The following is a 13,850-nucleotide window of genomic DNA, read 5'->3' as shown; positions in this document are numbered from 1 at the left end:
CCGACGGGTAAGGCTAGTCGCCCGTCGGGTCATCGGCTTTCTCCCCGCTATACTGAATCTATTCTCTAACGTCCGCACGCCGTCGCCGTTTGGTCAACCGCGGCCAAACAGAGCTGACTGGCGATATCGGCGATAAAAAGTTACCATGTTTCACTATACAGACTCGGTTCCGCGACTATTTTAATCAATTGACTGAATACTATACGCACCCGGTAACCGCATTATCCCTCAGGCTTGTTGAAGGCGGTGGTGAATGTCTATTAATCTTAATAAGATAGAGTTCAGCTCTATAATCAAACAGAAAATATGCGCCTGAAATTGTCATCTCTCCTGGCAGCCGTTTCCCTGCTGTGTGGGCCAGCTTTTGCCGCCCCTGCGCTCCCCGACCGCGCCGATATCCGCGATAGCGGTTTCGTCTATTGCGTCAGCGGCCAGGTTAATACCTTTAACCCGCAGAAAGTCAGCAGCGGCCTGATTGTCGATACGCTGGCCGCTCAGCTCTACGATCGTCTGCTTGACGTCGATCCCTATACCTACCGGCTGGTCCCCGAGCTGGCGGAGAGCTGGGAAGTTCTCGATAACGGCGCCACCTACCGCTTTCACCTGCGCCGCCACGTCCCGTTTCAACGCACGGCGTGGTTTACCCCGACGCGGGACTTTAATGCCGATGACGTCATTTTTACCTTTGGCCGTATTTTTAACCGCGACCATCCGTGGCACAACGTCAACGGCAGCAGCTTCCCCTACTTCGACAGTCTGCAGTTTGCTGACAGCGTGGAGAGCGTCCGCAAGCTGGATAATCAGACCGTGGAGTTTCGCCTCAAGCGGCCGGACGCCTCGTTCCTCTGGCATCTGGCCACCCACTATGCGTCAATTACCTCTGCCGAATATGCCGCCCGCTTAACGCAGGACGACCGCCAGGAGCAACTGGATCGCCAGCCGGTTGGCACCGGCCCGTTCCAGCTATCCGATTACCGCTCCGGACAATATGTTCGCCTGCAGCGCCACCCCGGCTACTGGCGCGGCAAACCGTTGATGCCCCAGGTGGTGGTCGACCTTGGTTCCGGCGGCACCGGCCGCCTGTCGAAACTGCTGACCGGAGAATGCGACGTGCTGGCCTGGCCGGCCGCCAGCCAGTTGACGATCCTGCGTGACGACCCGCGCCTGCGCCTGACGCTGCGCCCGGGAATGAACATCGCCTGGCTGGCCTTCAACACCGCCAAGCCGCCGCTGGATAACCCTGAGGTGCGCCATGCCCTGGCGCTGGCGATTAACAACCAGCGCCTGATGCAGTCCATCTACTATGGCACCGCGGAGACGGCGGCGTCCATGCTGCCGCGGGCCTCGTGGGCCTACGATAATGACGCTAAAATTACCGAATATAATCCGCAGGAGGCCCGCGCCCGCCTGAAAGCCCTGGGGCTGGAAAACCTGACCCTCAAGCTGTGGGTGCCCACCAGCTCGCAGGCGTGGAATCCCAGCCCGCTGAAAACGGCGGAGCTTATCCAGGCGGATATGGCGCAGATTGGCGTTAAGGTGATTATTGTGCCGGTAGAGGGACGTTTCCAGGAGGCGCGCCTGATGGACATGAGCCACGACCTGACGCTCTCCGGCTGGGCGACGGACAGTAACGATCCGGACAGTTTCTTCCGACCGCTGCTAAGCTGCGCGGCCATCGCCTCGCAAACCAACTTTGCCCACTGGTGTAACCGGGAGTTTGACGACGTGCTGCAAAAAGCGCTGCTCTCGCAGCAGCTCTCCTCGCGGATGGACGCTTACAAAGAGGCGCAGCGGATCCTCGCCCGCGAACTGCCGGTCCTGCCGCTGGCCTCGTCGCTGCGGCTGCAGGCCTACCGCTATGATATGAAAGGCCTGGTGCTCAGCCCTTTCGGTAACGCTTCGTTCGCTGGCGTATCGCGGGAAAATACCGAAGAGGTGAAAAAGCCATGATTATTTTTACCCTGCGCCGTCTGCTGCTGCTGCTGATCACCCTCTTTTTTCTGACCTTTGTCGGTTTCAGCCTGAGCTATTTCACCCCTCATGCCCCACTGCAGGGCGCTTCCCTGTGGAATGCGTGGCTGTTCTGGTTTGAAGGGGTGCTGCACTGGGATTTCGGCGTCTCCAGCATTAACGGCCAGCTGATTTCTGAGCAGTTGCGCGAGGTTTTCCCGGCGACCATGGAGCTGTGCATCCTCGCCTTCGGCTTTGCCCTGCTGATAGGCATTCCGGTGGGGATGATCGCCGGCGTAATGCGCAATAAATGGCCCGATACCCTGATCAGCGCCGTCGCGCTGGTCGGTTTCTCGATCCCGGTCTTCTGGCTGGCGCTGCTCCTGACCCTCTTCTTTTCCCTGACCCTCGGCTGGCTTCCGGTCTCCGGTCGCTTCGATCTGCTGTATGAGGTGAAAAACGTCACCGGTTTCGCGCTGATCGACGCCTGGCTTTCGGACTCGCCGTGGCGCCATGAGATGATCGTCAGCGCCGCCCGGCATATGGTGCTGCCGGTATTGACCCTGGCGGTCGCCCCCACCACTGAAGTGATCCGCCTGATGCGCATTAGCACCAGCGAGGTGTATGACACTAACTATGTAAAAGCGGCCGCCACCCGCGGCGTGTCGCGACGCAAAATTCTACTGCGCCATGTGCTGCACAACGCCCTGCCGCCGGTGATCCCGCGTCTCGGCCTGCAGTTTTCCACCATGCTCACCCTGGCGATGATCACTGAGATGGTGTTCAGCTGGCCTGGACTGGGCCGCTGGCTGATCAACGCCATTCGCCAGCAGGACTACGCGGCGATCTCCGCCGGAGTGATGGTGATTGGCGCGCTGGTGATTATTGTCAACGTGATTTCCGATATTCTCGGTGCCATGGCTAACCCACTGAAACATAAGGAATGGTATGCCCTACGATAGCGTTTATCTGGAAAAGCGTCCGCCCGGCGCGCTGCGCACCGTATGGCGTAAGTTCTATGGCGACACCACGGCGATGATCGGTCTGTACGGCTGCGCGGGCCTGCTGCTGCTCTGCGTCTTCGGCGGCTGGTTCGCCCCCTACGGCATCGACCAGCAGTTCCTCGGCTACCAGCTGTTGCCGCCGTCGTGGTCGCGCTATGGCGAAGTCTCCTTCTTTCTGGGAACCGATGACCTCGGCCGCGATGTGCTGAGCCGACTGCTGAGCGGCGCGGCGCCCACCGTCGGCGGCGCTTTTGTCGTCACCCTCGGCGCCACGCTGTTTGGTCTGGTGCTGGGTGTGATTGCCGGATCGACCCACGGCCTGCGCTCGGCGGTGATGAACCATATCCTCGACACCCTGCTCTCCATCCCCTCGCTGCTGCTGGCGATTATCGTCGTCGCCTTTGCCGGGCCGCATCTGAGCCATGCGATGTTCGCCGTCTGGCTGGCGCTGCTGCCGCGCATGGTGCGCTCCGTCTACAGCATGGTCCACGATGAGCTGGAGAAAGAGTACATCATCGCCGCCCGCCTCGATGGCGCCTCGACGCTGAATATTCTGCTGTTCGCCATCCTGCCCAATATCGCCTCCGGCCTGGTGACCGAGATCACTCGCGCCCTGTCGATGGCCATTCTGGATATTGCCGCGCTGGGCTTTCTTGATCTCGGCGCCCAGCTGCCTTCGCCGGAATGGGGAGCCATGCTGGGCGATGCGCTGGAGCTTATCTATGTGGCGCCGTGGACCGTGATGCTCCCCGGGGCGGCGATTATGCTCAGCGTACTGCTGGTCAACCTGCTGGGCGACGGTATTCGCCGGGCGATCATTGCCGGGGTAGAATAATGCCGTTACTCGATATTCGTCACTTAACCATTGAATTTAAAACCAGCGAAGGCTGGGTAAAAGCCGTCGATCGCGTCAGCCTGACGCTGACCGAAGGCGAAATCCGCGGCCTGGTGGGGGAATCCGGCTCCGGGAAAAGCCTTATTGCCAAAGCTATCTGCGGCGTGACCAAAGACAACTGGCGGGTCACGGCCGACCGCATGCGCTTCGATGACATTGACCTGCTGCGACTGTCGAACCGCGAGCGCCGGAAGCTGATCGGCCATAACGTGTCGATGATTTTTCAGGAGCCCCAGTCGTGCCTCGATCCCTCTGAGCGCATCGGCCAGCAGCTGATTCAGAGTATCCCCGGCTGGACCTACAAGGGCCGCTGGTGGCAACGGCTGGGCTGGCGCAAGCGCCGGGCCATCGAGCTGTTGCACCGCGTAGGCATTAAAGATCACAAAGATGCCATGCGCAGCTTCCCCTATCAGCTGACCGAGGGCGAGTGCCAGAAGGTGATGATCGCCATCGCCCTGGCCAACCAGCCGCGTCTGCTGATTGCCGACGAGCCGACCAACGCCATGGAGCCGACCACCCAGGCGCAGATTATTCGCCTGCTGACGCGGCTCAACCAGAACAACAACACCACCATCTTGCTGATCAGCCATGACCTGCAAATGCTCAGCAAATGGGCGGATAAAATCAACGTCATGTACTGCGGGCAGACGGTGGAGAGCGGGCCCAGCGAAGAGCTGATCACCCTCCCACATCACCCCTACACCCAGGCGTTAATCCGCGCGATCCCGGATTTCGGTAGCGCCATGCCGCATAAAAGTCGCCTCAACACCCTGCCTGGAGCGATCCCGCTGCTGGAGCAGTTGCCTATCGGCTGTCGGCTGGGGCCGCGCTGCCCGTACGCCCAGCGGGAGTGTATCGAAACGCCGCGTCTTACCGGGGCGCGCAACCATCTGTACGCCTGTCATTTCCCGTTGAACATGGAGAAAGAGTGAAATGGTCGAAACATTGCTGGAAGTTCGCCAACTGAGTAAGACCTTTCGCTACCGCACCGGCTGGTTTCACCGTCAGACGGTTGAGGCGGTTAAGCCGCTGAGTTTTACCCTGCGCGAACGGCAGACGCTGGCGATTATCGGCGAGAACGGCTCCGGGAAATCGACCCTCGCGAAGATGCTGGCGGGCATGGTGGAACCCACCAGCGGCGAACTGCTGATTGACGATCATCCGCTGACTTTTGGGGATTACTCCTACCGCAGCCAGAAGATTCGCATGATCTTTCAGGATCCGTCGACCTCGCTGAACCCGCGTCAGCGCATCTCGCAGATCCTCGATTTTCCGCTGCGACTGAATACCGATCTCGACGCCGAGGCGCGGCAGAAGCAGATAATCGACACCCTGCGCATGGTCGGTCTGCTGCCGGACCACGTCAGCTACTACCCCCATATGCTGGCGCCCGGTCAGAAGCAGCGTCTCGGCCTCGCCAGGGCGCTGATCCTGCGCCCGAAGGTTATCGTCTGCGATGAGGCGCTGGCCTCGCTGGATATGTCGATGCGCTCCCAGCTTATCAACCTGATGCTGGAGCTGCAGGAGAAACAGGGCATCTCCTATATCTATGTCACTCAGCACCTGGGAATGATGAAACACATCAGCGATCAGGTGCTGGTGATGCATAACGGCGAAGTGGTCGAGCGCGGCAGCACTGCCGATGTGCTGGCCTCGCCGCTGCACGACCTGACCCGGCGCCTGATCGCCGGCCACTTCGGGGAAGCCCTCACCGCCGACGCCTGGCGCAAAGACGGGAAATAGCTGGCAGGCAACGGCAGGGGCGGCCCTCACGCCGCCCTTGTCATTCAGGTGGAAGGGAAAAGACTCTGCGCCGGCAGCGACCGGCGGTCAAAGCGGCGCAGCGCGTAGTAAAGAACCCCGGTGCCAAACCAGCCTATTATCCATGAGACATCGTTACCGGCGAAGATCCACGTGAGCGAACCATGGAACAACGGGTTCTCAATGAACGGCAACTGGATAAGCACACCGACGATATACAGGGTGATCGCGTACAGGTTCCAGAACCCGTAGCGTTGCTGCGGGTCGCTTAGCGCCGGAATATCGATGGCGCCCTTCGAGATAAGATAATAATCCGTCAGACAGATGGCGCTCCACGGCACGAAGAACGCCAGCAGAAACAGAAGAAAATGCGTGAAATGCTTTAAGAAAGCGGGTTCGCTAAGCAACGCGATAATGCAGGAAGCCGTCACCATCAGCACCACGAATGCAATGCGACACTTTTGCGACAGCACGGTTTGCCGGCGGAAGGCGGAAACAATGGTGGTCAGCGACATAAAGCTGCCGTACGCATTGAGGGTAGTGAAGGTAATTTTACCAAAACAGATGGCGAAATAGATAACCATGGCCATCGCCTGACTCTTACCTAATCCCACCAGATAGCTCACCTCGTGACCAGGGAACGCGCTGCCGGCAATGGCCGCTGTCAGAACCCCGAGCGTCATCGACGTGTGGGTGCCCAATACGGTGCCGAAAAACACTGAGCACCACGTTTTCGTGGCGGAAACATCGCGTGGCAGGTAGCGCGAATAGTCGGATACATAGGGGCAAAAAGCGATCTGCCACGATGAGGAGAGCGATACGGCTAATAAAAACGTCGGCAGCGAAAAATGGTTATTGTGCGCGAGCGCACTGAGATCGGCCGAAAGTAGCAGCGTGATGAACATATAAACGAAGGCGAGAATTCCGACGATACTCGCCAGTTTGCCCAGCTTGTGGATCACCTTATAACCGAGGACGGCGATAACGATAATAATCGCACTGAATATCAGCATCCCGGCTACGTGGCTGATATTCAGTAGTTTGGCCATTGCCTGCCCGGCCAATACGGTGCCGCTGGCAGAAAAACCGATATACATGACGCAAACCAGCACCAGCGGCACCACCGCGCCAAAAACCCCAAACTGGGCGCGGCTAAGGATCATTTGCGGAAGTCCCAGTCGCGGTCCCTGCAGCGCATGCAGAGACATCACCGCCGCCCCCAGCATCTGACCGACCAGAAGCCCGACCAGCGACCACACTACATCGCCGCCCAGCACAACGGCTAAAGCGCCAGTGACAATCGCCGTAATTTGCAGATTGCCGCCAAACCAAAGGGTGAACTGGCTAAAAGGATGTCCATGCCGTTCGCTTTCCGGGATGTAATCAATCGACCGCCTTTCACTCATTCCAGCATAATTGCTCTTTGACTGCCCGTCTGTAGACGAAAACGAAGACATAGGTTCCTCACTCAAGTTATTAATATCACCTCACTCAATCGTTCTTGTATATACAAGCATTGACAACTCACCGCCTTGCATGCACTCTCATTTTGTGACGAATATGTAAAATATTTGTATTGCAGAAAGTTACTAAACTAGCTCAAGGCGGTGCTTATTGTTGACGCCGGAAGCGATTAACTAAGGTATGCTGCCCATGATGGTCCCTTTTCAACTTTCGACGCTCCCCGTCACGCCGTGGAAAAACGGCGGCGGAGAGACGCGCGAAATCATCTGCGTACCCGCTCCAGATGCCCCTTTTCTCTGGCGAGCGAGTATTGCCACCCTGCAGGCGGATGGCCCTTTCTCCCCCTTTCCTGGCGTCGACCGGGTCATTACTCTGCTGGCGGGGCAGCCGCTACGGCTGTGTGGCGAGAATATCGACCAACCGCTGGCGCTCTGGCAGCCGTGGGCTTTCCCCGGCGAATGGGCGCTGTCCAGCGTCGGGATCGTTGCGCCAGGGCTGGACTTCAATATCATGACTCAGCGCGGGCGCGCGTCGGCGACAGTTCAGGTCGTTAGCGACCTGCAATGCCCTGCCAGCGAGGGGGTCGCTTATGTTCTACAAGGCGAGTGGGATCTGGCCGGGCGACGCTGCGCGGCCGGCAGCGGCCTCTGCTGGCGCGGTGGATCCCCGCGGAATCTGCGTCCCGTGGGCAGCAATGGACGCCTGCTGCTGGCGGAGATCGCGCTCAAATAATCGTCAGGAGAGATGATATACTGCAGCTATCGCGATGTACTTTTGCCCCGCGCGGCGCGGACCGGCTGAAAAATATCGTGACACAAGGGGTCGTCAGTGGGATATAATTCCCGGCTAAATTTGAGTTATTTTGAAATAACAATGTTAACGTTATGATTGTTAAAGTAAAAATAAGCAATAACGATAAGGATTAAAGCTATGGGTTTTCTTTCCGGTAAGCGCATTTTGATCACTGGCGTCGCCAGCAAACTGTCCATCGCCTACGGCATCGCGCAGGCAATGCACCGCGAAGGCGCGGAACTGGCATTCACCTATCAGAATGAGAAACTGAAAGGTCGCGTAGAAGAGTTTGCTGCCGCGCTGGGTTCTGACATTGTGCTGCCGTGCGACGTTGCTGAAGATGAGAGCATCACCGCGCTGTTCACCGAGCTGGAAAAAGTCTGGCCAAAATTCGATGGTTTCGTCCACTCAATCGGTTTTGCCCCGGCTGACCAGTTAGACGGCGACTACGTTGACGTTGTCACTCGCGACGGCTTTAAAATCGCGCACGACATCAGCGCTTACAGCTTCGTAGCAATGGCCAAAGCCTGCCGCGGCATGCTGAACCCGGGTTCGGCTCTGCTGACGCTCTCCTACCTGGGCGCAGAGCGCGCGATCCCGAACTATAACGTGATGGGTCTGGCCAAAGCCTCTCTGGAAGCTAACGTCCGCTATATGGCTAACGCCATGGGTCCGGAAGGCGTTCGCGTCAATGCCATCTCTGCCGGTCCTATCCGTACGCTGGCCGCGTCCGGTATTAAAGATTTCCGTAAAATGCTGGCGCACTGCGAAGCGGTCACCCCGATCCGTCGCACCGTCACCATTGAAGATGTGGGTAACAGCGCAGCCTTCCTGTGCTCCAACCTGTCTGCGGGGATCTCCGGTGAAGTCGTTCACGTTGACGGCGGGTTCAATATCGCCGCCATGAACGAGCTGGAACTGAAATAAGTTCCTTCCCCTCCTCGCCCCGGTGAGGAGGGTTCTTCCATCCCCACGCCTTACTCCCCACCTGTTATTCCAATCGGCTATTTGTTAGCACGTATCAATATTTTCTCCTGCTTCCGGGTTACGCCAGGATAGTTCTGCATAAACGATCCGCGGAACGGCGGTTCGCCACATACCGAACAAGGAAAGCCCATGGAGCCACGCCGCGTGAATGGCAAAAATCACTGGTATCACGAAACCCAGTCAACAATCTGCCCGGTGGATGTCCTGCCGCTCGTCCCTGAAGCCGCCCATGTTGAAGACCGCTTTTTGCTGGACCTGACGCTGCCGGCCGCCTGGCTACGTGCCCACGCTGACTGGCTACACCCCGCACGCCAGCTGGCCGAACTGCTGTTTCCCGACCAGGTGGCGGTGAGTCGCCTGCAGACCTTTACCGCTTACGATCGACTCAGCACCGCGCTCACCGTCGCCCAGGTCTACGGCGTCCAGCGGCTGTGTAACCACTACGCCGCCCGCCTTGCTCCCCTGCCAGGCCCCGATTCCTCGCGCGAGAGCAACCGTCGTCTGGCGCAAATCACGCAATATGCTCGTCAGCTTGCCGGTTCGCCCTCGGTTATTAACGCTCTCTCCCGTAGCCAGCTGGACGAAGTGGGCTTAACCAGTCGGGACATTATTCTGTTCAACCAGATTATCGGATTCGTCGGCTTCCAGGCGCGGGCGATTGCCGTCCTGCAGGCGGCCCAGGGCTTTCCGGTGCGCTGGATCCCCGGTATGCCCCAGCAAGAGGAGGCACCCGCGGAACTGTTCGCCCCGCCGCCGGGAGCATGGCAGGCAGACATTGCGGATCCCGACCTGCAGTATGCCGATGATGAGCGTCAGCGGCGCATCGCCGGCTGGCAGTCGCTGCCCGGTCTGGGCGAGCTGGCGCCGCTGCTGGCCTGCGACCCACAGTTATTCGCGCCTCTGGAGACCTTGATCCGCCAGCTCAGCACGGATGATACCTTTGGCCCGCAGGTCGCCTTACTCACGGCGCGCACCAATGGCAGCCCCACCTGCTTTGACGCCTGGCTCCCCCACTGGCAGGGTGAAGAGGAGTTCGCCAGCCATCTGCGGGAGGGCGACCAGGCCCTCCATCACTGGCTCCAGCAGCATCCTCAGGCCCGGTCTCTCGTGACCGCGGTGCAGCTGTTAACACGCTCGCCTGACCGGTTTAGCGCCGCCCAGTTAACGCCCCTCGCGGAATATCGACTCTCTGAGCAACATGCAATCGATCTGTTGATCTGGAGCGGGCTGTGCGGATGGATGAATCGTCTGAAAATCGCCCTCGGCAATGTGCGTCAGCAGACGTAAATTGCTGAAACAGCGCTTGCTGCGGCAGGCATATTCGCGTAAAAATGTCAGCCGCTCTTTTAGCCACGAAAATACCTAATTATGTTTCAGGATAACCCGCTGCTAGCGCAGCTTAAACAGCAACTGCATTCCCAGACGCCGCGCGCGGAAGGGGTCGTTAAGGGCACGGAAAAGGGCTTTGGCTTCCTCGAAGTGGACGCTCAGAAGAGCTACTTCATTCCGCCGCCGCAGATGAAAAAAGTGATGCATGGCGACCGTATCGTCGCGGTGATCCATTCTGAAAAAGAACGCGAAAGCGCCGAGCCGGAATCGCTGGTTGAGCCCTTCCTGACTCGTTTTGTCGGTAAAGTCCAGAAGAAAGACGATCGCCTCGCTATCGTTCCTGACCATCCGCTGCTGAAAGACGCCATTCCCTGCCGCGCCGCCCGCGGCGTTGAGCACGATTTTAAACAGGGTGACTGGGCCGTCGCCGAGATGCGCCGTCATCCATTAAAAGGCGACCGCGGGTTTTACGCGGAGTTGACCCAGTTCATCACTTTTAGCGACGACCACTTCGTCCCATGGTGGGTAACCCTGGCGCGCCATAATCTTGAGAAAGAGGCACCGGACGGCGTCGCCACCGAGATGCTCGACGAGGGGCTGACGCGCCGCGACCTAACCGCCCTCGACTTCGTCACCATTGACAGCGCCAGCACCGAAGATATGGACGATGCGTTGTATGCCGAGTCCACTGCTGATGGCAAACTGCTGCTGACGGTCGCCATTGCCGACCCGACCGCCTGGATTGCCGAAGGCAGCAAGCTGGATAACGCCGCAAAAGTGCGCGCCTTTACCAACTATCTGCCGGGCTTCAACATTCCAATGCTGCCGCGCGAGCTGTCGGACGACCTCTGCTCCCTGCGCGCTAACGAAGTGCGCCCGGTGCTGGCCTGCCGGATGACCCTGGCGGCCGATGGCACCATCGAAGACAATATCGAGTTCTTTGCCGCCACCATCGAATCGAAAGCCAAGCTGGCCTATGACGACGTCTCTGACTGGCTGGAAGGCCGCGGCAGCTGGCAGCCGGACAGCGAGGCGATCGCGCAGCAAATTACGCTGCTGAAGGACGTGTGCCAGCGTCGTAGCGAATGGCGTCAGACCCATGCGCTGGTGTTCAAAGACCGTCCGGACTACCGTTTCGTTCTCGGCGAAAAAGGCGAAGTGCTGGATATCGTCGCGGAACCGCGTCGCATTGCCAACCGCATTGTCGAAGAGTCGATGATCGCCGCCAACATCTGTGCCGCCCGCGTTCTGCGCGACAAGCTCGGCTTCGGCGTTTATAACGTTCATACCGGTTTCGATCCGGCGAACACCGAGCAGTTGGCCGCCCTGCTGAAAACCCATGATGTGCACGTCGACCCGACGGAAGTGCTCACCCTGGAAGGGTTCTGCAAGCTGCGCCGGGAACTGGACGCTCAGCCGACCGGTTTCCTCGACAGCCGCATTCGCCGCTTCCAGTCGTTTGCGGAAATCAGCACCGAGCCGGGCCCACACTTTGGTCTTGGGCTTGAAGCCTATGCCACCTGGACCTCGCCGATCCGTAAGTATGGCGACATGATCAACCACCGTCTGCTGAAAGCCATCATTAAAGGCGAGACCATTGCGCGTCCCCAGGATGAAGCCACCGTGCAGATGGCGGAGCGCCGTCGTCTCAACCGGATGGCCGAGCGCGACGTCGCCGACTGGCTGTACGCCCGTTTCCTCAACGATAAAGCCGGGACCGATACCCGCTTCGCGGCGGAGATCATCGACGTCAGCCGCGGCGGGATGCGCGTGCGTCTGGTGGACAATGGCGCGGTCGCCTTTATTCCGGCCCCGTTCCTCCACGCCGTGCGCGACGAACTGGTGTGCAGCCAGGAGAACGGTACCGTGCAGATCAAAGGTGAAGTAGTCTATAAAGTGACTGACGTTATCGATGTCACTATCGCTGAAGTTCGCATGGAAACCCGCAGCATTATTGCGCGTCCGGCGGTCTGACGCCCCTTCACAGCGGTTCCTGCGGGAACCGCTGCTTCTTTCCTCTCTATCCAGCCATTTCCGTCGCACCGATTAAGGTTGTGCGTTTTTTTCGCTTCTCTTTTTCATTCATTTTTAGCATCATTGATTTCATTCGTTTTTGTTACCAGGATAATGCCATGTCAGATGTGAATGCCCACCTGCTCGCTCAACGTATCGATACCGTGCTGGATATTCTGGTTGCCGGTGATTACCATTCTGCGATCCATAATCTGGAGATCCTCAAAGCGGAGCTGCTGGCGCTGGCGGCGGACGATGCTGAACAACAAAACCAACCCAAGGCGCCCTGGGAAATCTGAATATCAGCCATGCCGCAGCCGGCCATATGGACCGGTTGCTCGCCATATAGCCCCCTAACAGTGATGTTGCTATGAACGCCCGACAACAAAGTATTTTGCAAGTGGTCATCGATAAAGGCCGCATGAGTGTCGCCGATCTGGCGAAGATGACCGGTGTCTCTGAGGTTACTATTCGTCAGGATTTGAATTTGCTGGAAAAGCAGAGCTATTTGCGCCGTACTCATGGCTATGCCGTACCGCTGGACAGCGAAGATGTCGAAACCCGCATGATGACCCATTTCGCCATTAAGCGTGAGCTGGCCAGCCGGGCTGCGGCGCTAGTGAATACCGGTGAAACGGTATTTATCGAAAACGGCAGCAGCAATGCCCTGCTGGCGCGTACGCTGGCCGAGCGCGGCGATATCACCATCATTACCGTCAGCAGCTATATCGCCCATCTGCTGAAAGAGACCCCAGGAGAGGTGATCCTGCTGGGCGGAATTTATCAGAAACGCAGTGAGAGTATGGTCGGTCCGCTAACCCGTCAGTTCATCCAGCAGGTGCATTTCAGCAAAGCCTTCATCGGGATCGACGGTTGGCAGGCGGAAACCGGCTTTACCGGCCGCGATATGATGCGTGCGGACGTGGTGAACGCCGTGCTAGAGAAGCATTGTGAGGCAATTATTCTTAGCGACAGTTCAAAATTCAGCGCGGTACATCCCTATCCGCTCGGTCCCGCCGGCCGCTTTAATCGCGTTATTACCGACGATCGCTTACCGGACGCCTGTCGCGAACAATTGCTCCGCAGCGGCCTGACCGTCGATATCGTGCCCTACATCTGATCCTCCGCCGCCCCATCTCCTGCCAAAGCGCCGGAAGGGGCGCTTTATCGCTCTGAGAGTATTCCGAGCCGCTAATTAAGACTTTTTACCTGACGATAAATTTTAAAAAAAGTAAAATTATTATTAGCGATATAACAGGAAGTGACTATCACCTGCGTGATTTTCGTGACACCTGCGCACCTTAACTTCATGGAATTGCCCTAAAGCTGCTTTATCAGGCTATGCTTAGAGGAGCGCTGTAATCCATGAATAGATTATTCAGGAGAAAAAAAATGATGACTTCAACGAGCAAAAAAATGGCTGCTGTCGTTCTGGCTGTCACTGTAGCAATGTCTCTGAGCGCTTGCTCTAACATGTCTAAACGCGATCGTAACACGGCTATCGGCGCTGGCGCCGGCGCTATCGGTGGTGCGGTGTTAACTGACGGTAGCGCGCTCGGTACCCTGGGTGGCGCAGCAGTCGGTGGTATTATTGGTCACCAGGTCGGAAAATAATTTAATTATCTGACGAAATAAAAGAATAATTCACACGAATT

General features: G+C 58.1%; 13 protein-coding genes. 12 read left to right on the top strand and 1 reads right to left on the bottom strand.

Annotated features, from left to right (window positions below; all coding sequences use genetic code 11):
* Positions 1–306 precede the first annotated feature (306 nt).
* The 5 genes from sapA to sapF are packed head-to-tail and all read left to right on the top strand — an operon-like array spanning position 307 to position 5,592.
* Positions 307–1,950 carry an ABC transporter substrate-binding protein SapA gene (sapA, locus tag BHE81_RS04255; RefSeq protein WP_004140258.1) on the top strand — a complete coding sequence of 548 codons (1,644 nt, stop codon included), beginning with the start codon at positions 307–309 and terminating at the stop codon, positions 1,948–1,950.
* Entirely contained in the window at positions 1,947–2,912 is a 966-nt protein-coding gene (gene sapB, locus BHE81_RS04250; RefSeq protein ID WP_002901816.1) for a putrescine export ABC transporter permease SapB, read from the top strand. Before sapA ends, sapB begins: the two co-directional genes overlap by 4 nt.
* Positions 2,899–3,789, top strand: coding sequence for a putrescine export ABC transporter permease SapC (gene sapC, locus BHE81_RS04245; protein ID WP_004151901.1), 891 nt, complete (start codon positions 2,899–2,901; stop codon positions 3,787–3,789). The genes sapB and sapC overlap by 14 nt, the downstream gene beginning before the upstream one ends.
* Positions 3,789–4,781, top strand: a complete 993-nt coding sequence (sapD, locus tag BHE81_RS04240) for a putrescine export ABC transporter ATP-binding protein SapD (RefSeq protein WP_004140266.1) — start codon at positions 3,789–3,791, stop codon at positions 4,779–4,781. Before sapC ends, sapD begins: the two co-directional genes overlap by 1 nt.
* Position 4,782: 1 nt before the next feature.
* Positions 4,783–5,592: a putrescine export ABC transporter ATP-binding protein SapF gene (gene sapF, locus BHE81_RS04235; RefSeq protein ID WP_004140269.1), complete on the top strand. Its 810-nt coding sequence runs from the start codon at positions 4,783–4,785 to the stop codon at positions 5,590–5,592.
* Between the two features lie 44 nt (positions 5,593–5,636).
* Here the strand turns inward: sapF and BHE81_RS04230 are convergent, their stop codons facing one another.
* Positions 5,637–7,016 carry a purine-cytosine permease family protein gene (locus BHE81_RS04230; RefSeq protein WP_172622137.1) on the bottom strand — a complete coding sequence of 460 codons (1,380 nt, stop codon included), beginning with the start codon at positions 7,014–7,016 and terminating at the stop codon, positions 5,637–5,639.
* 247 nt (positions 7,017–7,263) lie between these two features.
* Between BHE81_RS04230 and BHE81_RS04225 the strand changes: the two genes are divergently transcribed.
* The 7 genes from BHE81_RS04225 to osmB all read left to right on the top strand — a co-directional run bounded on the left by BHE81_RS04225 (position 7,264) and on the right by osmB (position 13,809).
* On the top strand, positions 7,264–7,806 hold the full coding sequence (locus BHE81_RS04225; RefSeq protein ID WP_004152967.1) for a HutD family protein: 543 nt from the start codon (positions 7,264–7,266) through the stop codon (positions 7,804–7,806).
* A 198-nt stretch (positions 7,807–8,004) separates the two neighbouring features.
* Positions 8,005–8,793 (top strand): enoyl-ACP reductase FabI, encoded by a 789-nt coding sequence (fabI, locus tag BHE81_RS04220; RefSeq protein ID WP_004140277.1) that lies wholly within the window; start codon positions 8,005–8,007, stop codon positions 8,791–8,793.
* 189 nt (positions 8,794–8,982) lie between these two features.
* The gene (locus tag BHE81_RS04215) at positions 8,983–10,140 is read left to right on the top strand and encodes a carboxymuconolactone decarboxylase family protein (protein WP_004183728.1); all 1,158 of its coding nucleotides are present in this window, start codon (positions 8,983–8,985) and stop codon (positions 10,138–10,140) included.
* Between the two features lie 81 nt (positions 10,141–10,221).
* Positions 10,222–12,156, top strand: a complete 1,935-nt coding sequence (locus BHE81_RS04210) for an exoribonuclease II (RefSeq protein ID WP_002901787.1) — start codon at positions 10,222–10,224, stop codon at positions 12,154–12,156.
* A 158-nt stretch (positions 12,157–12,314) separates the two neighbouring features.
* Entirely contained in the window at positions 12,315–12,494 is a 180-nt protein-coding gene (locus BHE81_RS04205) for a hypothetical protein (RefSeq protein WP_002901786.1), read from the top strand.
* A gap of 71 nt (positions 12,495–12,565) precedes the next feature.
* The gene (locus BHE81_RS04200; protein WP_002901785.1) at positions 12,566–13,315 is read left to right on the top strand and encodes a DNA-binding transcriptional regulator YciT; all 750 of its coding nucleotides are present in this window, start codon (positions 12,566–12,568) and stop codon (positions 13,313–13,315) included.
* A gap of 275 nt (positions 13,316–13,590) precedes the next feature.
* Positions 13,591–13,809, top strand: coding sequence for an osmotically-inducible lipoprotein OsmB (gene osmB / locus BHE81_RS04195; RefSeq protein WP_002901783.1), 219 nt, complete (start codon positions 13,591–13,593; stop codon positions 13,807–13,809).
* Positions 13,810–13,850: the final 41 nt, after the last annotated feature.

Source organism: Klebsiella sp. AqSCr, from assembly GCF_008452795.1.
GTDB lineage: Bacteria > Pseudomonadota > Gammaproteobacteria > Enterobacterales > Enterobacteriaceae > Klebsiella > Klebsiella pneumoniae.
The sequence above is the reverse complement of the archived record's forward strand: the minus strand, read 5'-3'. Positions and strand labels throughout refer to the sequence as shown.